The organism is Staphylococcus simulans (genome assembly GCF_002902285.1).
Lineage (GTDB): Bacteria > Bacillota > Bacilli > Staphylococcales > Staphylococcaceae > Staphylococcus > Staphylococcus simulans.
This window is the reverse complement of sequence record NZ_PPRU01000009.1, coordinates 23,169-48,399: the sequence shown is the minus strand read 5'-3', so window position 1 is coordinate 48,399 and position 25,231 is coordinate 23,169. Positions and strand designations below refer to the sequence as shown.

Genomic DNA, 25,231 nt, shown 5'->3' with positions numbered 1-25,231 from the left:
CTACCAATGGTTCAACGCTGTTAGGAGTAAAGTCAGCCTGATTGATAGCTTTCGCTTTTTCAAGTTCTGCTTTCAACGCTTCAAGTGCCGCATTGACTGCATCAGCTTTATCTTGAGTTGCTTTAGCTTCAACTGCTTTATTCAATGCATCTTTAGCAGCGTCTACTTCTGTTTGTGTCGCATTAGCATCTGCTTGTACTGCTTTCGCTTTTTCTAATGCGTCTTGTACTGCTTTATCTTCTTTGTCTGCTGGATCTAAAGTTAAGCCTTCTGCGTTATTGATTGCTTTATCAAGTTCTGTTTTATCTGCTTTCGCAACCAATCCAGCTTGTGCATCTTTCAATGCTTGTGTAGCTTTTTTGATTTCTTCAACAGTCTTATCTTTCGGAGCATCAACAATTGCTTGACCCACTGTTACAGCATCAGTTAATGGTTTCACACTATTTGGTGTGTATGCATCTTTATCTACTGATTTCGCTTTTTCCAGCTCTGCTTTTAATGCATCAAGTGCTGCTTGTTTTTCAGCTGCTTCTTTTGCATCTTGAGCTTTCTTAGCTTCAACCGCTTTATTCAACGCATCTTTCGCTGCATCCACTGCTTCTTGTGTCGCATTTGGATCTTCTAAAACAGCTTTTGCTTTATCCAATGCGTCTTGAACTGCTTTGTCTTCTTTATCTTTTGGATCTAAAGTTAAACCTTCAGCTTCAGTAATAGCTTTGTTCAATTCATCTTTATTCGCTTTCGCTTCAAGATTATTTTTTGCATCGTTAATTGCTTTAGCCGCTTCTTTTAACTCTTCTGGTGTTTTAGTCACATCTGCTTTTGCAGTTTCACCCGCTTTAATTGCATCTTCTAAAGGTTTCACTGTGTTAGGTTTGAAGTCATCTTTATTAACAGCTTTTGCATCTTCGATAGCTTTATTCAATTCATCTAAGGCATCTTGATGTTCTTTAGCCGCAATCGCATCATTAATTGCTTTCGTAGCATCTGCCACTTCTTGCGGTGTTGCGTTACCGTCTGCTTTTACTTTTTCACCTACTGCAACTGCATCTAAGATTACTTTATCTTCTTTGTCAGTCGCTTCAAGATTATCAATTGCGTTAGCTTTATCAATAGCATTTTGTAACTCTGATTTATCTGCTTTTTGAACTAAACCAGCTTGCGCATCTTTTAATGCTTGTGTTGCTGCTTCGATTTCTTCTACTGTTTTGCCAGTTGGTGCATCGATAATTGCTTGACCTGTTGTTTCAGCTTCAGTTAACGGTTTTACACTGTTTGGTGTGTAATCATCTTTATTGATTGCTTTCGCTTTTTCAAGTTCTGCTTTTAATGCGTCTAATGCTGCATTCACTGCGTCTGCTTTATCTTGAGCAGTTTTCGCTTCAATTGCTTTGTTCAACGCATCTTTCGCTGCATTAACTTCATCTTGAGTTGCATTTGGATTTGCTTGAACAGCTTTCGCTTTTTCTAACGCATCTTGTACGGCTTTATCTTCTTTATCTGTTGGATCTAATGTTAAACCTTCTGCGTTATTGATAGCTTTATCAAGTTCCGCTTTATCTGCTTTCGCTACTAATCCAGCTTGGGCATCTTTCAATGCTTGTGTAGCTGCTTCTATTTCTTCAGTTGTTTTACCATCTGGAGCATCAACAATTGCTTGGCCTGTTGTTTCTGCATCAGTTAACGGTTTTACACTGTTTGGTGTGTAATCGTCTTTATTGATTGCTTTCGCTTTTTCAAGTTCTGCTTTTAATGCGTCTAATGCTGCTTGTTTAGCATCTGCTGCCTCTTTAGCTTCTTTTGCATCCTGGGCATTTTTAGCATTAATTGCATCTTCTAAAGCTGCTTTCGCTGCATCTACTGCGTCTTGAGAAGCATTAGGGTCTGCTTGAACTTCTTTTGCTTTAGCTAACGCGTCTTGAACGGCTTTATCTTCTTTGTCAGTCGGATCTAATGTTAAACCTTCTGCATTATTGATTACTTTATTCAACTCATCTTTATTAGCTTTTGCTTCTAAAGCTTTTTGCGCATCAGTGATAGCTTTAGCCGCTTCTTTCAACTCTTCTGGAGTCTTAGTAGCGTCTGCTTTCGCTGCTTCACCCGCTGCAACTGCATCTTCTAATGGTTTCACAGTATTTGGTTTGAAGTCATCTTTATTGATGGCATTTGCTGCATCGATTGCTTTTTGTAATTCATCTAAAGCATCTTGATGTTCTTTTGCTGCAATTGCATCATTAATTGCTTTTGTAGCATCTGCCACTTGTTGTGGTGTTGCGTTGCCGTCAGCTTTCACTTTTTCACCTGCTGATACTGCATCTTGAAGTGCTTTATCTTCTTTATCAGCAGCATCAAGGTTACCTAAAGCATTTGCCGCATCGATTGCTTTTTGTAATTCAGCTTTATCAGCTTTTTGAACTAGACCTGCTTGAGCATCTTTCAACGCCTGTGTTACAGCTTTGATTTCTTCTGTAGTTTTTGCATCTGGAATAGCTACAATTGCATTACCTTCGATTTCTTTATCAGTTAAAGGTTTAACACTATCAGGTGTGTATTGATTAAGGTCGATTTTTGCGACTTTCGCAAGTTCTGCTTTCAACTCATCAAGCGCTGCTTGTTTTGCGTCTGCTTGATCTTGAGCAGTTTTAGCTTCAATTGCTTTGTTTAATGCATCTTTCGCCGCATTAACTTCATCTTGAGTCGCATTTGGATTTGCTTGAACTTCTTTTGCTTTTTCTAAAGCATCTTGTACAGCTTTATCTTCTTTGTCAATTGGATCTAAATTCAATCCATCAGCAGTTGTGATAGCTTTATCAAGTTCTGCTTTATCTGCTTTTGCAACTAAACCTGCTTGAGCATCTTTTAATGCTTGTGTAGCAGCTTCAATTTCTGCTGTTGTTTTATTGTCTGGTGCATCAACAATTGCTTGTCCTGTTGTTTCTGCATCAGTTAATGGTTTCACACTATTAGGCGTGTAGTCATCTTTGTTGATTGCTTTTGCTTTTTCAAGCTCTGCTTTCAACGCATCTAATGCTGCTTGTTTGGCATCTGCTGCTTCTTTCGCTTCTTTTGCATCTTGAGCAGCTTTAGCATTAATTGCATCTTCTAATGCTGCTTTCGCTGCATCTACATCTGCTTGTGAAGCGTTAGGATCTGCTTGAACTTCTTTTGCTTTAGTTAATGCGTCTTGAACAGCTTTATCTTCTTTGTCAGCTGGGTCTAAAGTTAAACCTTCTGCAGTAGTGATTACTTTGTTCAATTCATCTTTATTAGCTTTTGCTTCAAGATTGTTTTTAGCATCAGTGATTGCTTTTGCTGCGTCTTTCAACTCTTGTGGAGTCTTAGTCGCATCTGCTTTTGCAGTTTCACCTGCTTTAACCGCATCCTCAAAAGGTTTCACTGTATTTGGTTTGAAGTCATCTTTATTAACAGCTTTTGCATCTTCAATTGCTTTATTTAATTCATCTAAAGCATCTTGACGTTCTTTCGCTGCGATGGCATCGTTAATAGCTTTTGTAGCATCTGCCACTTCTTGTGGTGTTGCGTTGCCGTCAGCTTTAACTTTTTCACCCGCCGCTACAGCATCTTGAACGGCTTTATCTTCAGCATCAGCAGGATTCAATTCACCTAAAGCGTTCGCTTTATCAATCGCTGCTTGTAAAGCGGCTTTGTCTGACTTAGCTTGTAATGCATTTTCTGCATCAATTAATGCTTGAGTTGCTTCTTTGATTTCTTCAGTTGTTTTCGCATCTGGATTTGCAACAATCGCTTTACCAGCTTCCTCTTTTTCAGTTAATGGTGCAACTGTGTTTGGAGTGAAGTTGTCTTTGTTAATTTTAGCGACTTTTTCTAACTCTGCTTTTAATGCATCTAAAGCGTCTTGTTTAGCTTTCGCTGCTGCTTGAGCTTCTTTTGCATCTTGTGCATTCTTAGCGTTCACTGCATTTTCTAAAGCTTCTTTTGCCGCATCAACATCTGCTTGAGAAGCATTAGGATCTGCTTGAACTTCTTTCGCTTTATTTAAAGCATCTTGGACTGCTTTATCTTCTGCGTCTGTTGGATCTAAAGTTAGACCGTCAGCATTTGTAATAGCTTTGTTTAACTCATCTTTATTAGCTTTTGCTTCTAAAGCTTTTTGAGCATCAGTGATTGCTTTGGCTGCGTCTTTCAACTCTTGTGGAGTCTTAGTCGCATCCGCTTTTGCAGCTTCGCCCGCTTTAACCGCATCTTCTAAAGGTTTCACTGTATTTGGTTTGTAGTCATCTTTATTGACTGCGTTTGCTGCGTCGATTGCTTTATTTAATTCATCTAAAGCATCTTGATGTTCTTTCGCTGCGATAGCATCGTTCAAAGCTTTTGTTGCTTCTGCTACTTGTTGTGGCGTTGCATTATCATCAGCTTTAACTCTTTCAGCATCTGCTAATTTATCTTGAACCGCTTTGTCTTCTGGATCATTCGCGTCAAGGTTACCTAAAGTATTAGCTTTATCGATTGCTTTTTGTAACTCAGCTTTATCAGCTTTTTGAACTAAGTCTTTTTGAGCATCTTTCAATGCTTGGGTTGCTGCTTCAATTTCTGCTGTTGTTTTATTATCCGGTGCATCAACAATTCCTTGTCCTGCTGTTTGTGCATCAGTTAATGGTTTCACACTGTCTGGTGTGTACTCATCTTTGTTGATTGCTTTCGCTTTTTCAAGCTCTGCTTTCAACGCATCTAATGCTGCTTGTTTGGCATCTGCTGCTGCTTTCGCTTCTTTCTCATCTTGTGCTTTTTTAGCATTAATTGCTTCATCTAACGCTGCTTTCGCATTATCAACTTCAGTTTGTGTCGCATTAGGATTTTGTTCTACTGCTTTAGCTGCTGCTAAGGCATCTTGAACGGCTTTATCTTCTTTATCAGCTGGGTCTAATTGACCTAAACCTTCTGCAGTTGCAATTGATTTCTCAAGTTCAGTTTTGTCCGCTTTTGCGACTAAACCTGCTTGGGCATCTTTTAAGTCTTGTGTTGCTTTATTAATTTCTTCAACAGTTTTACCTGTTGGAGCATCAACAATTGCTTGTCCTGCTGTTTCAGCTTCAGTTAATGGTTTCACACTATCTGGAGTGAATTTATCAGTTTGAACAGCTTTCGCTTTTTCAAGCTCTGCTTTTAATGCATCAAGTGCTGCTTTGACTGCATCTGCTTGATCTTGAGCAGTTTTTGCTTCGATTGCTTTATTTAAAGCATCTTTCGCTGCATTAACTTCTTCTTGAGTTGCGTTAGGGTTTGCTTGAACTTCTTTTGCTTTATTTAATGCATCTTGAACGGCTTTATCTTCTTTATCATTTGGATCTAAAGTTAAGCCTTCTGCTGCAGTGATTGCTTTATCAAGTTCTGCTTTATCCGCTTTTGCAACTAAACCTGCTTGTGCATCTTTCAATGCTTGTGTTGCTTTTTCAATTTCTTCAGTTGTTTTATTTTCAGGTGCGTCAACAATCGCTTGTCCTGCTGTTTGTGAATCAGTCAATGGTTTCACACTGTCTGGTGTGTAGTTGTTTTTATCAACTTGTGCTGCTTTAGCCAACTCTTGTTTCAATGCATCTAACGCTGCTTGTTTTGCGTCAGCTGCTTCTTTAGCTTCTTTTGCATCTTGTGCTTTTTTAGCGTTAATTGCATCTTCTAATGCTGCTTTTGCTGCATCGACTGCTGCTTGCGTAGTATTTTGATCTGCTTGAACTTCTTTCGCTTTAGCTAATGCATCTTGGACCGCTTTATCTTCTTTATCGTTTGGATCTAAAGTTAAGCCTTCTGCAGTAGTAATTGCTTTGTTCAATTCATCTTTGTTAGCTTTCGCTTCAAGATTGTTTTTAGCATCAGTGATTGCTTTAGCTGCTGCTTTCAACTCTTCAGGAGTCTTAGTCGCATCTGCTTTGGCTGCTTCGCCTGCAGTAATAGCTGCTTCAAATGGTGCAACTGTATTTGGTTTGTAGTCATCTTTCTTAACAGTTTTCGCATCGTCTAATGCTTTTTGTAATGCATCTAATGCATCTTGACGTTCTTTTGCTGCGATAGCATCAGTGATTGCTTTTGTTGCTTCTTGAACTTGTTGTGGTGTTGCATTTCCGTCCGCTTTGACAGCTTCACCTGCAGTAACTGCGTCTTGAAGAGCTTTATCTTCTTTATCAGTAGGATCAAGTTGACCTAAAGCATTTGCTTTATCGATGGCTGCTTGTAATGCCGCTTTATCAGATTTAGCTTGTAACGCTGCTTCTGCATCTTTTAATGCTTGTGTAGCATCTTCAATTTCTTTAGTTGTTTTATTTTCAGGTGCTGCAACGATAGCTTTACCTGCATCCTCTTTTTCAGTTAAAGGTGCAACTGTATGAGGCGTAAAGTTATCTTTATCGATTTTAGCAAGTTCTTCTTTCAATGCGTCTAATGCTGCTTGTTTTGCGTCAGCTGCTGCTTTAGCTTCTTTCGCATCTTGTGCTTTCTTAGCATTAATTGCGTCATCTAATGCTTTTTGAGCTGCATCTACAGCATCTTGTGAAGCATTAGGATCAGCTTGAACTTCTTTCGCTTTGTTTAAAGCATCTTGGACTGCTTTATCTTCAGTATCAGTTGGGTCTAATTGACCTAAACCTTCAGCTGTTGCGATTGATTTTTCAAGTTCAGCTTTATTCGCTTTAGTTTCTAAAGCTTTTTGTGCATCTTTGATTGCTTGTGCGGCTTCTTTCAACTCTTGTGGAGTCTTAGAAGTATCAACTTTCGCTGCTTCACCAGCTTGAACGGCTGTTTCGAAAGGAGTTACAGTGCTTGGTTTATAATCATCTTTCTTAACTGCGTTAGCTGCATCTAATGCTTTTTGTAACTCATCTAATGCATCTTGACGTTCTTTAGCCGCAATTGCATTGTTTAATGCTTCTGTTGCTTGTTGAACTTCTTGAGGTGTCGCATTTTGATTATCATTCACTGTATTAGCTGTTGCTAAAGCATCTTGGACTGCTTTGTCTTCTTTATCTGCAGGGTCAAATTGTCCTAAACCAGTTGCTTTATCGATTGCTTTTTGTAACTCAGCTTTATCAGCTTTTTGAACTAAATTTTTTTGAGCATCTTTTAATGCTTGAGTAGCCGCTTCAATTTCTTTAGTTGTTTTGCCATCTGGTGCATCGACAATCGCCTGTCCAGAAGTTTCTGCATCAGTTAACGGTTTTACGCTGTCTGGTGTGAAATTATCTTTTTGAACAGCTTTCGCTTTTTCAAGCTCTGCTTTCAATGCTTCTAAAGCTGCTTGTTTTGCATCCGCTGCCTCTTTAGCTTCTTTTGCATCTTGTGCTTTTTTAGCATTAATTGCATCATCTAACGCTTTTTTAGCTGCATCGACTGCTGCTTGATCCGCATTTTGATCTGCTTGAACTTCTTTAGCTTTATTTAATGCATCTTGAACTGCTTTGTCTTCCGGATCATTTGCGTTTAATTGACCTAAACCTTCAGCTGTCGCGATTGATTTTTCAAGTTCAGCTTTATTTGCTTTCGCTTGTAATGCATTTTGCGCGTCTTTGATTGCTTGTGCTGCTGCTTTCAACTCTTGTGGAGTCTTAGAAGTATCAGCTTTCGCTGCTTCACCAGCTTGAACTGCTGCTTCAAATGGTGCAACTGTATTTGGTTTGTAGTCATCTTTCTTAACTGTGTTAGCTGCATCTAATGCTTTTTGTAATTCATCTAATGCATCTTGACGTTCTTTTGCTGCGATGGCATCGTTAATTGCTTTTGTTGCTTCTGCCACTTGTTGTGGTGTTGCATTACCATCAGCTTTAACCGCTTCACCAGCAGTTACTGCATCTTGAAGTGCTTTATCTTCTTTATCTGCAGGATCAAGTTGACCTAAAGTTTTTGCTTTATCGATTGCTTTTTGTAATTCTGCTTTATCAGCTTTTTGAACTAAGTTATTTTGCGCATCTTTCAATGCTTGCGTTGCTGCTTTAATATCTTCAGTTGTTTTCGTATCTGGTGCTGCAACGATAGCTTTACCTGCATCTTCTTTTTCAGTTAAAGGTGATACTGTATCAGGGGTAAAGTTGTTTTTATCAATTTTAGCGACTTTCGCAAGTTCAGCTTTCAATTCATCAAGCGCTGCTTGTTTTGCATCCGCTGCTTCTTTAGCTTCTTTTGCATCTTGAGCTTTTTTAGCATTAATCGCGTCATCTAACGCTTTTTTAGCTGCATCAACTGCTGCTTGATCCGCATTTTGATCTGCTTGAACTTCTTTAGCTTTATTTAATGCATCTTGAACTGCTTTGTCTTCCGGATCATTTGCGTTTAATTGACCTAAACCTTCAGCTGTCGCGATTGATTTTTCAAGTTCAGCTTTATTTGCTTTCGCTTGTAATGCATTTTGCGCGTCTTTGATTGCTTGTGCTGCTGCTTTCAACTGTTCTGGAGTTTTAGAAGTATCAGCTTTGGCTGCTTCACCAGCTTGAACGGCTGCTTCGAACGGTGCTACAGTGCTTGGTTTGTAGTCATCTTTCTTAACTGCGTTAGCTGCGTCTAATGCTTTTTGTAATTCATCTAATGCATCTTGACGTTCTTTTGCTGCTAAAGCATCAGTTAATGTTTTAGTTGCTTGAGCGACTTGATCAGGTGTTGCATTGGCATTATCATTTACAGTTTTAGCTGCTGCTAAAGCATCTTGAACTGCTTTGTCTTCTTTATCTGCTGGATTTAAATCTTTTAATGCTTCTGCTTTGGCAATGGCTGCTTGTAATGCTGCTTTATCTGCTACAGGTTGTAATTGATTTTGTGCATCAGTAATTGCTTTAGCTGCCGCTTTTAATTCTGCAGGTGTTGCATTTGTATCTGCTGCTTTCGCTTTACCGTCATTTAAGGCTGTTGTGAATGGTGCAACTGAATCTGGAGTAAAGCTATCTTTGTTAACAGCTTCTGCTGCTTTAATTGCTTTATTCAATTCATCTAAAGCGTCTTGACGTTCTTTCGCTGCTACAGCATCGTTTAATGCTTTTGTAGCTGCTTGAACCGCTTGAGGTGTAGCATTAGCATCTTCTTTAACAGTTTTAGCTGCTGCTAAGGCCTCTTGAACTGCTTTATCTTCTTTATCCGCTGCATCTAAGTTTGGTAAGGCTTCTGCTTTTTCAATCGCAGTTTGTAATGCAGTTTTATCCGCTCTATCTACTAAACCGGCTTCTGCTTCTTTAAGCGCTTGCGTTGCCGCTTTAATTTCTTCAGTTGTTTTAGCTTCTGGTGCTGCAACAATGGCTTTACCATCTGCTTCTTTTGTATTTAAAGGCGCTACACTGTTTGGTGTGTATTGATCTTTATTAAGACCAGCCACTTTTGCAAGTTCTGCTTTTAAAGCATCTAATGCATCTGAATGTTCCTTAGCTGCTATGGCATCATTTAATGTTTTTGTAGCTGCTTGAACTTCAGCTTGTGACGCATTTGGATTATCATTCACTTTTTTAGCTGCTGCTAAAGCATCTTGGACTGCTTTATCTTCTGCATCTGCGGGATTTAAACCTGTTAATGCTTCTGCTTTATCAATTGCTGCTTGTAATGCTGCTTTATCAGATTTAGCTTGTAATCCTTTTTCAGCATCTTTCAACGCTTGTGTTGCTGTTTTAATTTCATCAACTGTTTTATTTTCAGGGTTAGCAACAATCGCATTGCCTGCTGTTTCTTTTTCAGTTAATGGTGCAACGCTATCAGGTGTAAAGTTGTTTTTATCAATTTTAGCGACTTTTGCAAGTTCTGCTTTTAACTCATCAAGTGCTGCTTGTTTTAATGCATCTGCTGCATCTTGTGTTTGTTTTGCTTTAATTGCATTGTCTAATTCGACTTTCGCTGCATCTACAGATGCTTGGTCAGCGTTTTGGTTCGCATCAACTTGTTTTGCTTTGTCTAAAGCTGCTTTAACTGCGTCATCTTCAGGATCTCCTGCTTTTAACGGTTGTAATGCTTCAGCCGTTGCGATTGATTTTTCAAGCTCTGCTTTATTTGCTTTTTGTTTTAACGCATCTTTCGCAGTTTTAATTGCTTGTGCCGCTGCTTTAAGTTGTTCTGGTGTTGCATTTGAATCTGCTGCTTTTGCTTTACCATCTGTAACTGCTTTTTCAAATGGTGTCACAGTTTCAGGTGTGTAATTAGCTTTTGTAACAGCTTCTGCATCTCTAATTGCTGCATTTAATTCATCCAAGGCATCTTGGTAAAGTTTTTTGTCGATTGCTTTATTTAAAGTATCTGTTGCTTCTGCCACTTGTTGTGGAGTTGCATTACCATCTGCTTTGACTTGGTTTGCTTTTGCTAAAGCATCTTGAACTGCTTTGTCTTCAGTATCAGCTGCATTAAGTTGACCTAAAGTACCCGCTTTTGCAATAGCTTTTTCTAATTCTGTTTTATCTGCTTGTTTCACAAGTGCTTTTTGTGCATCTGTTAATGCTTTTGTTGCTGCTTTGATTTCTTCTGTTGTTTTAGATTTTTCAGCTGCAACTACTGCATCTCCAGCTGTCACTTGTGCATTTAAAGCATTCACACTATCAGGCGTGAATGGTGCTTTATCTAACGCTTTGACTTCAGCTAATTTTGCTTTTAAAGCATCTAATGCATCTGCATGTTCTTTAGCCGCAATTGCATCATTAATAGCTTTTGTCGCATCAGCTACCTGTTGTGTTGTTGCGTTCGCATTGTCTTTAACACCTTCACCTGCTGTTAGGGCATCTTTGACTGCTTTATCTTCAGCATCTGCTTCATTTAATGCACCTAATGCTTTGGCTTTATTAATTGCCACTTCTAATGCTGATTTATCTGCATTATGTTGTAATTGTGCTTTTGCATCAGTGATTGCTTTTGCTGCTGCATCTAATTGTTCAGGTGTAGCTGTTTTATCTGCTGCTTTCGCTTCACCTGCTTTAATTGCTGCATCAAATGGTGTCACTGAAGCTGGTGTGTAATCTGCTTGGTTTACACCTTTCGCATCCTTAATTGCCGCATTCAAACGATCTAAAGCATCTTGATAAAGTTTTTGATCAATCGCTTTATTTAAATCAGCTGTCGCTTGATCAACTTGTGCTTTTGTGGCATTGCCATCTGCTTTAACTGTGTTTGCTGCTGCTAATTTATCTTGAACAGCTTTATCTTCAGTATCTGCTGGATTTAATGTACCTAAAGTACCTGCTTTATCGATTGCTTTTTGTAATTCTGTTTTATCTGCTTGGCGTACTAAACCAGAAATACTATCATTGATGTCTTTTGTCGCTTGTTCGATTTGGTCAACAGTATATTGTTTACGTACTGTTGGATCATCAGACATAGACGCTGTTACTAATGGATTTACTTTTTGAATCGTATCTTTAACGGCTTGTAAGCTGTTTGGTGTATAACCATCTGTTTTTGCGACTTGTACACCTCTCATCACAGCTTGTTGTAGTTTTTCATATGCATCCGCTCTTAATTTTTCTTGGATAGCGTTATTTAAACTATTTTTACTGTCATCTACTGCTTTTTGAGTCGCATTTTGATCTGCATCTGTATTTTTCGCATTAGCTAAAGCTGTAATTAATTGTTGATCCATTGGTTTAGTTGGATCTAAGTTTGTATATTTACTTGCTTCTGCAATAGCTTTTTCTAAGTCTGTTTTATCTGCTTTACGCACTAATTGATCTTTAGCTTGTTTAACTTCTTGAGTTTTCGCATTAAATTGATCTGTTGAACCATTTTCAGGATGAGCAATTAATGCTTCTGCCTCAGTTAACTTCGCATCTAATGCTGCAACACTATTTGGTGTGTAGTCATTTTTATTTACAGTTTTCGCATCTGCGACTGCTGCTTTTAATGCTTCAAGCGCTTTATTAGGCGTTACTACAATATTAAATGTTGAAGTACCAACATTTGTTGAACCATCAGTTGCGCTAACTGTTACTGTAGATGTACCAACAGTTGTCGGTGTACCTGTAATTTGTTTTGTTGTTGGGTCAAATGATAATCCAGTTGGTAAACCTGTTACTGCTAATGTCGGTGCAACTTTAGAGTTATCTTCAGCATTTACATTAATTGGTGTCATTGGTGTATATGCTTCAGTTGTTTGTTCTACAACCATAGTAACATCTGGCGCTTTTGTATCCACTACTGTATACGTAAATGTTTTAGTAGTGCTTAAACCAGCATGGTCAGTTGCAGTTACAGTTATTGTTGACGTACCCACTGCAGTCGGTGTACCAGAGATTGTATTTGTAGCTTCATCAAATGTTACACCGGCAGGCAAACCTGTCACTGTTTTCGTATTAAGATGCTTACTATTATCTGTAATATCTAAAACTAACGGTTTCATTTCTGTATTAACATCGACTGTTGGCGCTGCTATATCACCAATTTTTGGTGCTTCAATATCTTTAACATAGTAAACAAGAAATTGACTCGCATTTGTTAATTTAATTGTTTTTTTAGTTTTATCATAAGTAGGCGCATGTGACGTATCTTCACTTAATAATTTATAGCCTTTGTCTGCTAAGTATGTGCTAGGGTCTTGTACAGTAATAATCTTATCAACATCACCAGATGTACGAAGTGGTCGATCGATTAATTCTTGTAAATCTGTATCTACAAAATCTTCTTCTAATAAGGCAGCTGCAGTATATGTGAATTTTTCAAGTTTTACTTGTTGTAGGTTATATGCCCCACCAGTTGAAGCAGAAATGGATAAAGAATACTCATTTTTACGTGTATAACTAAAGTATTTTTGTAAACTTTGTTTCCAGGTTTGACCTGCATATGTGATAGTCATTTCTTTCGTATCACCATCATAATCAATCGTAAATGGTTGGAATTGGTTATTTGATGGCTGTACATCTAACAATGCGGCCTTCCATCCAGGTAAACCTGTTTGAGTAGTTACTGTTCCTGCTTTGTCCGCGAATATAAATGCTCCAAATGCTCCTTTATTATAGAAATCAATCGGGTCTGGTTTAGTTTTACCTTTAGGGTCAAAGCTTTTATTAACATACGTGTCTAATTTGAATCCAAATGCATAAGGCAATCCGCCCATTCCTAGTCCTGAACCGTACTCACCAATGACGTTAGGATCACCTGGGTTGAAAACAAAGGCAAGTCCATCGCCACCTGGATCCCCATCTCTAGAATGGCCTTCATATTTGTCTCCCAAGTTAACTGCTCCGGTAAAATGGAAGTCTTTATTAACGTTCATTTTTGTATCTAAAGTAATTGAACCTCTGAAACTTGGAAAATCAGGAGTTAATGTAGCAATACCTTTTGTTTGATCATAGTATGCAATCCCATGAGTAATGAAGTATTGATTAAAGTTTTCAGGCGTCACCACGACATCATCTTTTAAAGAGGTATCAACTGAAAATGTACGTACTGCTGTCGTTGGTTCTTCTACTGCTGATCTTAATTTTGTCGCTTGTGGGCTGTATAAGTCTTTTTGTGCTGAACCTTGCTCAAGTAAAAGTTTTAACACTTCTGCTTTAATTTGGTCCTCTGTTAAATCTGTAGTATCGATAACAGCTAATGCTGCATCTACTTTTGAACTGTCATAATCTGAGGCAAGTTCAGTTTTTACTTTATCTACCTTTTGTTCGGTAGATAGCGGTGTTGATTCTATTGTTGGTGTTGCTTGGTCTGTTGAAGTCACTGTTTTAGCTTCTGAAGTATTGTTTGTTTCAGAAGTTGTTGCTGATGTTGTATCAGCTTTAGTTTCTTCTTTAACTGACTCAGTTGTTGATTTAGGAGCTTCAGTAGTAGCTGCTGATTGTTCTTTTGTAGAATCAACTGTTTTCGTTTGTTCGGCTTCAGCTTGTTTCACTGCTTCAGCTTCTGCTTTTTGTGCTTTGTCAACAACTGCTTGAACGTCAGCTTCAGTTTGAGCTTGTTTGACTTCAGCAGTATATTGTTTAACTGTTTCTTCAGTTAAATGTGTAAATGTAGAAAGTTTAGACAATGCGTCTGTCTTAACTGTCTCCAATACATTTGATGTAGTTTGAGTGTTTCCAGCTTGTTGAGTAGTGTCTGTTGTTTTATCTTGTGGCACTGTGTTCTCTACCGGTTCTTGTTGGGATGTACTTGTATCTTTAGATGCCTCTACAACTGTGTTATCGTTTGTGCTCTCCGCTGCTTTGGCTTCGCCATTGTGACCTAAGAATAAAAGTGATCCAATAAGAATAGATGCTGTACCTACAGTAAATCTTCTAATTGAATAGCGATTTCTTAAGTTAGGCAAAAAATCCAACTTCTTCATTTGATGTCCTCCGATATATTAAATTTTGAACTACTTTATAATTATAAAACGGAGTGACACAATTGTATATAAAATAGGTTCCATGAAGTTTTAATGGTATTTTATAGTATTCAGTTATTTATTTTAAAAATAATGGTGCATAATACATATAAACTACGGTTGCATCTACTATTAACGGCATATTTTAATGTGCGCAATAAGACTTTCAACATTATAGTTTATAAGCATCAACATAATTTCTACATATAAAATTTACAAAAACGTAACACAAACGTAATAAAACAAAGCGAGATTATAGTATACTTTAAGGGTTAAACCTTATAGCACTCTATAATCTCGCTTATTTTTAATACATATAATGTTTTTTAGTTTAAGCTTACTGTCTATTTATAACCCGCATGTACCTTCTAATGACAATGCCGCTTCAGCTTGTTTCTGACATTCTTCTATAGGAAGTTTTTCTTCAAATGAATACATAAAGATATCCTGGAACTTTTGTGCTAATGCCTGTGTATCGTCAATTTGATGAACTGCATCCATCATTTCATACACTTCAGCATCCCCCATCGTTTGATCCTGAAAGTTCATCGGATTCCAATCTGCGAGTTGTTGATATAACGCAATATTGACCTCGTTCTTTTCCACTGAGAATTAACCTCCTTTATCTTTTCTTAAAATAAGCCCGATTTGCGTCACCACAAATCGAGCTGCATCATCTATTTGAAATGCTTGTCTACTTATTTTTCTTCAACGTCAATTGATTCAATAACTACATCATGAACTGGTTTGTCTTGAGGACCTACTTTAGTATTTGCGATATCTTCTAAAGTATTTTCACCTTCAACAAGTTGACCAAATACTGTGTGTTTTTGGTCTAACCAAGGTGTTCCGCCTTTTTCACCGTATGCTTCTACGATTGGTTTTGGCCAACCGCCATCAGCTAATTGATTCAACATGTTTTCAGGTACTTCTTTCATTTGTACGATGAAGAATTGTGAACCGTTTGTGTTAGGTCCAGCGTTCGCCATTGATAATGCGCCATATAAGTTGAATACTTCCATAGAGAATTCATCTTCAAACGCTCCACCGTAAATACTTTCACCGCCCATACCAGTTGCTGTTGGGTCGCCGCCTTGTACCATAAAATCGTTGATAACACGGTGGAAAGTAATGCCGTTATAATAACCATTTTTGGCATGTGTCACAAAGTTTTCAACAGTTTTTGGTGCTAAATCAGGAAATAGTTTAAAAGTCATGTCACCTTTATTTGTGTGCATTACGACTTTAATTTCATTATCTTGGATTTCTTTATTTAATTGAGGATAGTTTGCCATAATTAATACTCCATTCATGTTAAGATTGATGTATCTCAATATTAACATATACCACAGAAAGGAAGTATTAAAATGTTATATCGTTTTTCACATAAAACAGGAAGCTATGGTGTTTCAATTGTAGAAGAGAAAGACAACGGTGAAGTCTTAGTTCAAGTTGAACAAGTCATCAAACATCCTAAACAAGGTGATTTACATGATCCAACAGCAACAGAGGGCGTCTTCTTCCATGAACGTCGCGCACTCAGTCATTATGAAAAAAGATTCACACCTAAATCAAAATTACGTGAATTCAATCTTGAACCTTTAAATTATGTAGATTCTTTACAACAAGCGATTACAAATTATGAAGAACAATTAAAACAAGAAAATACTGAACATGCGAAAATGTCTTTACACAATTTAAATACGCTAAAGAATGATTATGGCATTCAGTACAAACAAAATTTTAAATAATTTATTATGGGTTTCTTCTTATTTAAAAGACCCCCGAAATGTAAGCGTGTTACCGGAAAACAAGGTTTTTACACACTTCACATTGATGTATAATGAGGTTATCTTATATTCAAAGGAGGACAAATAATGAGTTGGTTACATGCAGCGGTATTGTTGCCGTTCATTTTTGCACTCATTATCCCTATTGTTTATCGTTTCATTAAGCGTATACATATAGGATGGTTCACATTACCTGTCCCCGTCGTTTTATTTATTTATTTCTTAACTTATATTTCGACAACGATGTCAGGTAAAACACGTTTTGCGGAATTACCATGGATGCCGCAAATTGGTATGAACTACAATTTATATGTTGATGGATTAAGCTTATTGTTCAGTTTATTGATTACAGGTATCGGTGCTTTAGTTACCTTCTATTCAATTAGCTATTTAAGCAAAAAGGAACAATTGGGTAATTTCTATTGTTATTTATTACTCTTTATGGGTGCAATGCTAGGCGTCGTGTTATCAGATAACGTCTTTATGCTGTATTTATTCTGGGAAATGACATCATTTTCTAGTTTCTTATTAATTTCATTTTGGCGCACTAGAGAGGCTTCACTCTACGGTGCTCAAAAGTCATTATTAATTACAGTATTTGGCGGCTTATCTTTACTCGGCGGCTTTATCTTAATGACACTTTCAGGACATTCAACAAGTATTCGCCATCTTATTGCACATGCCTCTGAGATTCAATCAAGCCCGTTCTTTATCTTGGCTATGATTTTAATACTCTTTGGTGCAATGACAAAATCAGCGCAATTTCCATTTTATATCTGGTTACCAGATGCAATGGAAGCACCTACGCCAGTCAGTGCTTATCTGCACTCTGCAACAATGGTCAAAGCGGGCATTTACTTAGTTGCACGACTTACACCAATCTTTGCATTATCACAAGGTTGGATTTGGACAGTCACTGCAATTGGATTAGTCACATTATTCTGGGCATCTTTAAATGCGACAAAACAGTCAGATTTGAAAGGTATCTTAGCTTTCTCAACTGTTTCACAACTCGGTATGGTCATGTCAATGCTTGGTATCGGAGCTGTCAGCTTCCACTTCCAAGGTTCACAAAGCCAATTTTATGCAGCCGCGTTTATCGCAGCAGTCTTTCATTTAATTAACCATGCCACATTCAAATGTGCACTCTTCATGGTTGCAGGTATTATCGATCACGAAACCGGAACACGTGACGTACGTAAACTCGGTGGTTTAATGACAATTATGCCGATTTCATTTACAATTACAGTCATTTCAGCGTTAAGTATGGCTGGTGTGCCGCCATTTAACGGTTTCTTATCAAAAGAGAGCTTCCTTGAAGCAATGATTAATGTTACACAAGCACCTCTTTTCAGCTTGAACACGTTAGGTGTCTTGATTCCAATTGTTGCGATTTTAGGTAGTATCTTTACATTTGTATATTCAGTCAGATTTATCGGTCAAATTTTCTGGGGTTCATACAAACCTGAATCTTTACCACATAAACCACACGAACCATCAGTGTTAATGTGGATTGCTCCTGCTTTCTTAGCAGTATTAGTAGTGGTATTCGGTTTATTCCCAACATTATTAGCAAAACCGATTATTGATCCGGCAAGCCAAGCAATACGTAATGCGAAGTTGCCAGATGCAGAATTCCATTTATTCCATGGATTCACACCTGCATTCTTCTCAACTTTAGTTATTTACGCAATCGGTATTCTATTAATCTTCACTTATCATAAGTGGGTTAAAGTTCTAGAGAATATCCCAGAGCGTCTCGAACTAAATCATTTCTATGATCGTTCAGCAGACAACTTACCAGTATTCTCTAAACAAGTGACACATACTTATATGAGCGGATTTATCCGTAATAAACTTGTTGTCATTATGGGGAGTTTAATCGTATTAACTGCTGTTACTGTACTTGCATTGCCATTTGCATTTGATTTCAGTCATGTCAGTCGTGTACGTTCATATGAAGTTATCATTGTTGTGATGATTTTAGCATCTGCAATTATGTTAGTCTTTGCACGTTCAAGACTGTTCAGTATTATCATGCTGAGTGCTGTGGGTTATTCTATGGCGATATTCTATATCTTCTTTAACGCACCAGACTTAGCATTAACACAATTCGTAGTTGAAACAATTTCAACCGCATTGTTCTTATTATGTTTCTACCATTTACCAAACTTGAACCGTTATAACGAAACGACTTCATTTAAAGTAACAAACGCCGTAATCGCGGCTGGTGTCGGTATCGCAGTAACAATCCTTGGTTTAATCGCATATGGTAATAAACATTTCGATTCTATTGCGGCTTACTACAAAGAAAATGTCCATAGTTTAGCACATGGTAACAACATGGTTAACGTTATCCTTGTTGACTTCCGTGGTACCGATACTTTATTCGAATCATCTGTATTAGGTATCGCTGGTCTAGCAGTTTACACGTTAATTAAATTACGTTCTAAACATAAAAATGGTTATGAAAGGGTGGATGAAAATGAACAAACAGAAAAATGATATTATCTTTCAATACTCAACAGTAGTCATTTTCTTCTTAATTGTCATGTTCGCCTTTTCACTATTCCTAAATGGACACTACCAACCCGGTGGCGGATTCATTGGAGGTTTGCTTGTTTCAAGTTCATTAGTACTCGTTGCGGTGGCCTTCGATGTGAAAACAATGCGTAAAATTTTCCCGTGGGATTTTAAGAAGCTGATTGCGATTGGTCTTACATTTTGTGTTATGACACCTGTTGCAAGCTGGTTCTATCACAAAAACTTCTTTACACATAAAGTATTCGAAGTACCGCTTCCACTCTTAAAACCTATGGAAATCCATACAGCATTATTCTTTGACCTAGGCGTATTATTAGCCGTTGTCGGTACAGTAATGACAATTATTTTAGCGATTGGAGAGAATGAGTGATGGAAATAATTATGATTATTGTTTGCGGTATCTTAACATCAATCAGTATCTATCTCATTTTGTCTAAGAGCTTGATTCGAATCATTATTGGTACCGCAGTTCAAACACATGCTGCAAACTTGTTTTTAATCACAATGGGCGGCTTAGGTGAAGGCTCTGTTCCAATCTTTAAATACGGAACAAAAAGTTATGTCGACCCTATCCCGCAAGCGTTAATCTTAACTGCGATTGTTATTTCATTTGCGGTTACAGCGTTCTTCTTAGTACTTGCTTTCAGAAGCTATAAGGAACTTGGAACTGACAACGTAGAACAAATGAAGGGAGTGCCAGAAGATGATGATGCTAGATAACTTAATCGCTGCGATGTTGATTACACCTATGATTACTGCAGTGATTCTTGTATTTATCGGCAAGCGTCCTTTCATTAAACGTTATGTCGCTTTAGGCGGATCTTTAATCGCATTAGGTCTTGCCATTTGGAACTTTATCAACGTATGGCACCATGGACCTTTGAAATTAGAATTAGGTTCTTGGAAAGCACCATACAGTATCGTATTTGTACTTGATTTATTCAGTGCAACATTAGTAATTACTAGTTTAATTGTAACTATATTGATTATTTTGTTCTCATATCAATCAATCGGTTTACACCGTGAAACATATTATTACTATTTCGCAGTCATGTTCATGGAAACAGGTATTATCGGTGCATTTATCACAGGTGATATCTTCAACATGTTCGTATTCTTCGAAGTATTCTTGATTTCTTCATACTCCCTACTCGTTATTGGCGGTACGAAGATACAATTACAAGAAACAATCAAATACTTACTTGTGAACGTGGCATCTTCAGCCTTCTTCGTAGTGGCTGTCGGTATCTTGTACGCAGTAGTCGGAACATTGAACATGGCAGATATCAGTCAGAAATTGGGACACTTATCTGATACACAAAGCGGACTTGTCAGCATTGTATTCGTGATGTTCCTCTTTGTATTCGCAACAAAAGCCGGTGCCTTCCCTATGTACGTATGGTTACCTGGGGCTTACTATGCACCACCGTTTGCGATTATCGCATTCTTTGGTGCCTTGCTTACGAAAGTTGGCGTTTATGCGATTGCGAGAACATTAAGTTTATTCTTTGCACACACACTGACATTCTCGCACTACACAGTACTGATCTTAGCGTTATTAACGATTATCTTCGGCTCTATCGGGGCAATCAGCTTTAATGATACGAAGAAAATCATTTTATATAACATCATGATTGCGGTTGGTATCATCCTAGTTGGTGTAGCAATGATGAATGAAGCTGGTATCATCGGCGCGTTATATTACACAGTTAATGACATGTTGATTAAAGCAGCATTATTCTTCTTAATCGGTGTCATGCTTAAAATCACTGGTACCACAGATATCAGAAAGTTCGGTGGATTGATAAAACATTATCCTGTTTTAGGATGGACATTCTTTATCGCATGTTTAAACCTTGCAGGTATTCCACCTTTCAGCGGTTTCTACGGTAAAATGTATATCGTTCGTGCCGCATTTGAACAAGGATTTTATATCAGCGGTATTGTCGTCTTATTATCTAGTCTCTTAATTTTATATTCTGTGATGAAGATTTTTATCAGAGGATTCTTCGGAGAGTCAAAAGGTTATACATTTAATCCGCATTTACACTACCGCGGCCTATTAAGTGTCGCAATTCTAGCTGTTGCGCTATGTGTGGTCTTTAGTTTCGCAGCAGAATGGTTGTATCCATTCGTTAAAGAAGCAGCTGTCACATTCTATGACCCTAAAGCATATATCGACAGCGTACTGGGGGTGAAATAATATGGCAATTCAAGTACTCGTGAATCTATTACTTGCTATATTTTGGCTGTTCGTTAATGACAGCTACACTCTTAATAACTTTGTATTAGGATACGTCTTCGGTTTATTACTCGTATTCTTAATGCGTAAGTTACTACCTGGACGTTTCTATGTGGTTACACTTTATTACGTAATCAAATTGATGATCATCTTCTTAGTTGAACTCATCAAAGCGAATATTGATGTAATCCGCATTGTCATTAAACCGAAAATGGATAACGAACCTGCATTCTTTGTCTACGATACAGATTTAAAAGAGCCATGGGAAGTTGTCGTATTAAGTACACTCATCACCCTTACACCAGGGACTATCGTTCTTGGCGTCAGTGATGATAACAAGAAAATCTATATTCATTGTTTAGATTTCAGCACGAAAGAAGAGGAAGTTGAAGGTATTAAATCTTCCTTAGAAAAAGCTGTCAGAGAGGTGGGAGAAGCATAATGTTTGCCTATAATGTCGTTATTATAATCGCATTGATTATCGTTGCACTTTCGATACTCGGTATGTTGGTACGTGTGATTCTCGGCCCTTCTCTTGCCGACAGAGTCGTAGCTTTAGATGCGATCGGTATTCAATTTATGGCGATTGTTGCTCTGTTCAGTATCTTCCTAGATACTAAATACATGATTGTAACGATCCTGTTAATCGGTATCATCGCATTCTTAGGTACAGCTGTCTTCGCGAAATACATGCAGGAAGGTAAGGTGATTGAACATGATCGACGCGATAATGATTAGTTTGTCATTATTCTTTGTAGTTGTCGGTGCGATTATCAGTGCCCTTTCTGCCATTGGTCTTTTACGTTTGAAAGATGTTTATGGCCGTGCACATGCTGCTGGTAAAGCAGCAACCTTAGGTTCAATGAGTTTATTATTAGGTGTCTTCTTATTCTTTATTGGCCATGATCATTATGTGAATCCACAATTGATTATTGGGATTTTATTCATCTTGATTACTGGACCTTTATCCAGTCACTTAATTATCAAAGCATCTTATAAAATTAAAACACCTTACTCACGTTCGACTAAGTTAGACGAAATGAGTGAATTACAAAAAGATAAGCCAAAAGCAGCTGACAAATCTTAATAGATTCAGACGCCGTAAAGTACTGTGACAACAGTATATTACGGCGTCTTTTCTTTTGACTTCAGCTTGTGATGCAAAAAGAAATGTGCTATATTAATTAAATCGAAACTATTACGATTTAAGAAGGTGACGCTATGTCTTGGACAATTATCGGCGGTGGTATTCACGCCGTTACTATTGCGATTAAACTCCGTGCTTCAGGTTTAGCAGCTGAAGACTTAACGATTATAGATCCTCATGATTCACTATGCGAACAATTTGATGATTTCTCTTGCCGTATCGGTATGCCGTTTTTACGCTCACCACATGTACACCATGTTCATCCTGACCCTTTCCATTTGAAACATTTTGCGAAAACAAATCAATATACAGGTGCCACTTATGGCAAATATCAACGTCCACAACGCGATATGTTTATGGACCATGTGCATAAAATGCTGCATGAATTTGATTTAAACAGTCGTCATATTAAAGACGTGGCTACTAATATAGACCGTGTTGACGGTCAATGGCAAGTCGATATGAAAGCACACGACACTGTCACAAGCGATTATCTCCTTCTCGCTATCGGCAGTAACAATATTCCGCATATTCCAGATATGTATATCAATCAGCCTGATGTGAAACATATCTTTGATAATGAAACAATTCCTTATCAAGATGCCTCACATGTCATAGGCAGCGGTATTTCAGCAGCCCATTTAACATTAAAATTGATTGAAGAATCAAAAGCTGAAACGGTTCACTTATGGATGAATAAGCCCATTGAAGTCTATGACTTCGATGCAGATCCAGGTTGGTTAGGCCCTAAAAACATGACACGCTATCGTGAAATCGATTCATCTAAAGAACGATTAAGTATTATTGCGCAAGAACGTCATAAGGGTTCTATGCCTAAAGAGTTATATTTACGTCTAAAAAAACACGTACAAGATGGACAACTTCAAATCCATGTGAATGAAATTCAAGCAGTAAAAAATCATAGGATTATTACTGAAAATGAAAGTTATGAATATGACCATATACTGCTTGCGACAGGCTTCAAAAATAACATTATGCAAATGCCTGTCATTCAAAGCTTTGTGGAAAATACACAAGCACCTTTAACAGAAACAAAACATCCAGTCTTAAATGAAAGTTTAGAATGGTTGCCAGGTGTTTTTGTTTCAGGCGCACTCGCTGATATTGAATTAGGTCCATTTGCGAGAAGTTTTGCGGGAGGCAGAGAAGCTGCAAGCCGTATTTCAAAAGCATTTATCAATCAAGAAGAGAAAGTTTCTTAATATAAAGAAAAGGTTCCCTCGTCATATGACCAAAGGGAACCTTTTTCTATCTATTTATCTTTATAATCACGCATCGCGTTTTTATAGTTTCTTACACACTAAAAAGCAGTAAAGTTACGCTTCTCAAAGTAACTTTACTGCTTAAATATAGTCATCTATTTACGTGGTTTCAACATCATCGTTCCACGCATGACACTAATTAATTTGTCTTGACCATCTACAAGGTTGATATTCCAAACTTGTGTCGAGCGACCTCCATGAATCAATTCCGCAATCGCATATACATAGCCGTCTGTAGCTGAACGGATATGATTCGTATTCATTTCAAGCCCTACTGGAATGACCTTATCCGTATCTACCATATGAGCAGCACCAATAGAACAAGCTGTTTCACCGAGTGCCATGGTTGCGCCACCATGAAGGTAGCCGAAAGGTTGTTTTACTTTATCACTGACAGGCATTTTCATTTTAACGTAACCTGATTCGACTTTAAGCACTTCCATTTCTAATGTTTCTAATAAATTCGTCATCCCATTCTCTCCTATCGACTAGATTACTTCTATAATATCATAGCCGCAATCGTACCGAAGACCATTAACGGTATGTTATAGAATACGAAAGTCGGAATACATGTATCTCTAATGTGATCGTGTTGGTTATCTACATCAAGTCCTGCAGTCGGTCCTAAAGTTGAATCACTGGCTGGTGAACCTGAGTCACCTAAGGCACCTGCTGTACCGATGAGTGCGATTAATGCCATTGTGCTCATACCAAGTTGTTCACCTAGTGGAATAAACAGTGCTGCGATAATTGGAATCGTCGCGAATGATGAACCGATACCTAATGTGACGATTAAACCAATTACATACATTAAAATAATCGCGATTAATTTATTATCTCCAGTCATGTTGGCGATACTTTCTACTAAACCTTTAACATCACCTGTCGCATTCATAATCCCTGCGAAACCATTCGCAGTTAAAATAACGACACCAATGTAAGCCATGATTTTAATACCTTCTGTAAATTGTTTGTCCAATTCAAACCATTTGAATGAACGAGAAAGAAAGAAGACCATCACACCGGCTAACGCACCGAAAATCATTGACTCAGTGAATGTTTGAACTAAGAATGTTGCTAAAATCGCTACAATTGTTACACCTAAAACATATGGTTTTAATTCCTTAGGCGCATTTTCAATTGCTTTATCTTTTTTATATTCACGTGGTTTTCTGTAATAGAACATACCTAAAGCTAAACCGACGATATAACCTAATGATGGAATCAATAATGATTTCCAAATCATGTCAAATTCAATTTGGTGGTGTGCTTTGGTAAATCCAGTTTGAATAATTTGGTGATAGATTTGACCAAATCCATAAGGAAGTAATAAATATGGAAAACACAAACCGAAACTGATAACTAAGGCAATTTGACGTCTATCAATATTTAATTCATTAAATAAACTTAATAACGGTGGAATTACAATTGGGATGAACGCAATATGTACAGGAATCAAGTTCTGACTACTCATACTTAATAATAATAAAGCAACAATTAAAATAACTTTAATCGTAGAGCGAGAAACTTTCGTATTCTCTGCTTTGATTAAGTTGATGATTTTACCTACTAAGTAATCTGTAATGCCACTATAAGAAATTAATGCCGCGAAGCCTCCTAATAAAGCATAGCTTAAGGCTACTTCTGCCCCATCTACGATGTTATCCGTAAAGACATGGATGACTTTTTCTACTGACATCCCTGCGACTAGACCGCCAACTAATCCGCTGACGAACAGACTTAAAACAACGTTCAGTCTGAATAAACATAAAACAATCATTAATAAAACTGCGACTACTACTGCGTTAACCATTTTGCGTTACCCCTTTACTACATTATCGAACTAAAGTGTTATGTTAGTATAATAACAGTCCACTTTAGAGATGTCAATACAACATTATGTATTTCTAACACAATATAAAATACCCATCTCAATCAAAATTGAGA

The 25,231-nt window shown here is 37.6% G+C and carries 14 protein-coding genes; 9 read left to right on the top strand and 5 right to left on the bottom strand.

The features are described from left to right. The 3 genes from CD112_RS02310 to CD112_RS02300 all read right to left on the bottom strand — a co-directional run. Positions 1–14,239, bottom strand: a 14,239-nt coding sequence (locus CD112_RS02310) for a lectin-like domain-containing protein (protein ID WP_142380802.1), incomplete at its 3' end; no start/stop codon positions are given. A 387-nt stretch (positions 14,240–14,626) separates the two neighbouring features. After that, the gene (locus tag CD112_RS02305; RefSeq protein WP_002481859.1) at positions 14,627–14,884 is read right to left on the bottom strand and encodes a DUF1871 family protein; all 258 of its coding nucleotides are present in this window, start codon (positions 14,882–14,884) and stop codon (positions 14,627–14,629) included. A 92-nt stretch (positions 14,885–14,976) separates the two neighbouring features. Next, positions 14,977–15,573, bottom strand: coding sequence for a peptidylprolyl isomerase (locus CD112_RS02300; RefSeq protein ID WP_103363777.1), 597 nt, complete (start codon positions 15,571–15,573; stop codon positions 14,977–14,979). Between the two features lie 72 nt (positions 15,574–15,645). On the opposite strand from CD112_RS02300, the gene kapB reads away from it, so the two are divergent. The 9 genes from kapB to CD112_RS02255 all read left to right on the top strand — a co-directional run bounded on the left by kapB (position 15,646) and on the right by CD112_RS02255 (position 23,224). Continuing rightward, a complete protein-coding gene (gene kapB, locus CD112_RS02295; RefSeq protein ID WP_103363776.1) occupies positions 15,646–16,029 on the top strand; it encodes a sporulation phosphorelay system protein KapB in 384 nt (127 codons plus the stop codon). Positions 16,030–16,155: 126 nt separating this feature from the next. Further along, the gene (locus tag CD112_RS02290) at positions 16,156–18,573 is read left to right on the top strand and encodes a Na+/H+ antiporter subunit A (RefSeq protein ID WP_103363775.1); all 2,418 of its coding nucleotides are present in this window, start codon (positions 16,156–16,158) and stop codon (positions 18,571–18,573) included. Next, positions 18,554–18,982 carry a Na(+)/H(+) antiporter subunit B gene (locus CD112_RS02285; RefSeq protein WP_002481855.1) on the top strand — a complete coding sequence of 143 codons (429 nt, stop codon included), beginning with the start codon at positions 18,554–18,556 and terminating at the stop codon, positions 18,980–18,982. The genes CD112_RS02290 and CD112_RS02285 overlap by 20 nt, the downstream gene beginning before the upstream one ends. Then, positions 18,982–19,332 carry a Na+/H+ antiporter Mnh1 subunit C gene (gene mnhC1, locus CD112_RS02280; RefSeq protein ID WP_002481854.1) on the top strand — a complete coding sequence of 117 codons (351 nt, stop codon included), beginning with the start codon at positions 18,982–18,984 and terminating at the stop codon, positions 19,330–19,332. The genes CD112_RS02285 and mnhC1 overlap by 1 nt, the downstream gene beginning before the upstream one ends. Beyond that, the gene (locus CD112_RS02275; protein WP_031262781.1) at positions 19,319–20,815 is read left to right on the top strand and encodes a Na+/H+ antiporter subunit D; all 1,497 of its coding nucleotides are present in this window, start codon (positions 19,319–19,321) and stop codon (positions 20,813–20,815) included. The genes mnhC1 and CD112_RS02275 overlap by 14 nt, the downstream gene beginning before the upstream one ends. 1 nt (position 20,816) lies before the next feature. After that, positions 20,817–21,296 carry a Na+/H+ antiporter subunit E gene (locus CD112_RS02270; RefSeq protein WP_002481852.1) on the top strand — a complete coding sequence of 160 codons (480 nt, stop codon included), beginning with the start codon at positions 20,817–20,819 and terminating at the stop codon, positions 21,294–21,296. Then, positions 21,296–21,592, top strand: a complete 297-nt coding sequence (locus CD112_RS02265; protein WP_103363774.1) for a Na(+)/H(+) antiporter subunit F1 — start codon at positions 21,296–21,298, stop codon at positions 21,590–21,592. The genes CD112_RS02270 and CD112_RS02265 overlap by 1 nt, the downstream gene beginning before the upstream one ends. After that, entirely contained in the window at positions 21,570–21,941 is a 372-nt protein-coding gene (locus CD112_RS02260; RefSeq protein ID WP_070848738.1) for a Na+/H+ antiporter subunit G1, read from the top strand. Before CD112_RS02265 ends, CD112_RS02260 begins: the two co-directional genes overlap by 23 nt. A 134-nt stretch (positions 21,942–22,075) precedes the next feature. After that, positions 22,076–23,224, top strand: a complete 1,149-nt coding sequence (locus tag CD112_RS02255; RefSeq protein ID WP_103363773.1) for an NAD(P)-binding domain-containing protein — start codon at positions 22,076–22,078, stop codon at positions 23,222–23,224. Positions 23,225–23,379: 155 nt separating this feature from the next. Here the strand turns inward: CD112_RS02255 and CD112_RS02250 are convergent, their stop codons facing one another. Further along, a complete protein-coding gene (locus tag CD112_RS02250) occupies positions 23,380–23,754 on the bottom strand; it encodes a PaaI family thioesterase (RefSeq protein WP_103363772.1) in 375 nt (124 codons plus the stop codon). Positions 23,755–23,783: 29 nt separating this feature from the next. Beyond that, positions 23,784–25,097, bottom strand: coding sequence for a Na+/H+ antiporter family protein (locus tag CD112_RS02245; protein WP_057510771.1), 1,314 nt, complete (start codon positions 25,095–25,097; stop codon positions 23,784–23,786). Positions 25,098–25,231 lie beyond the last annotated feature (134 nt).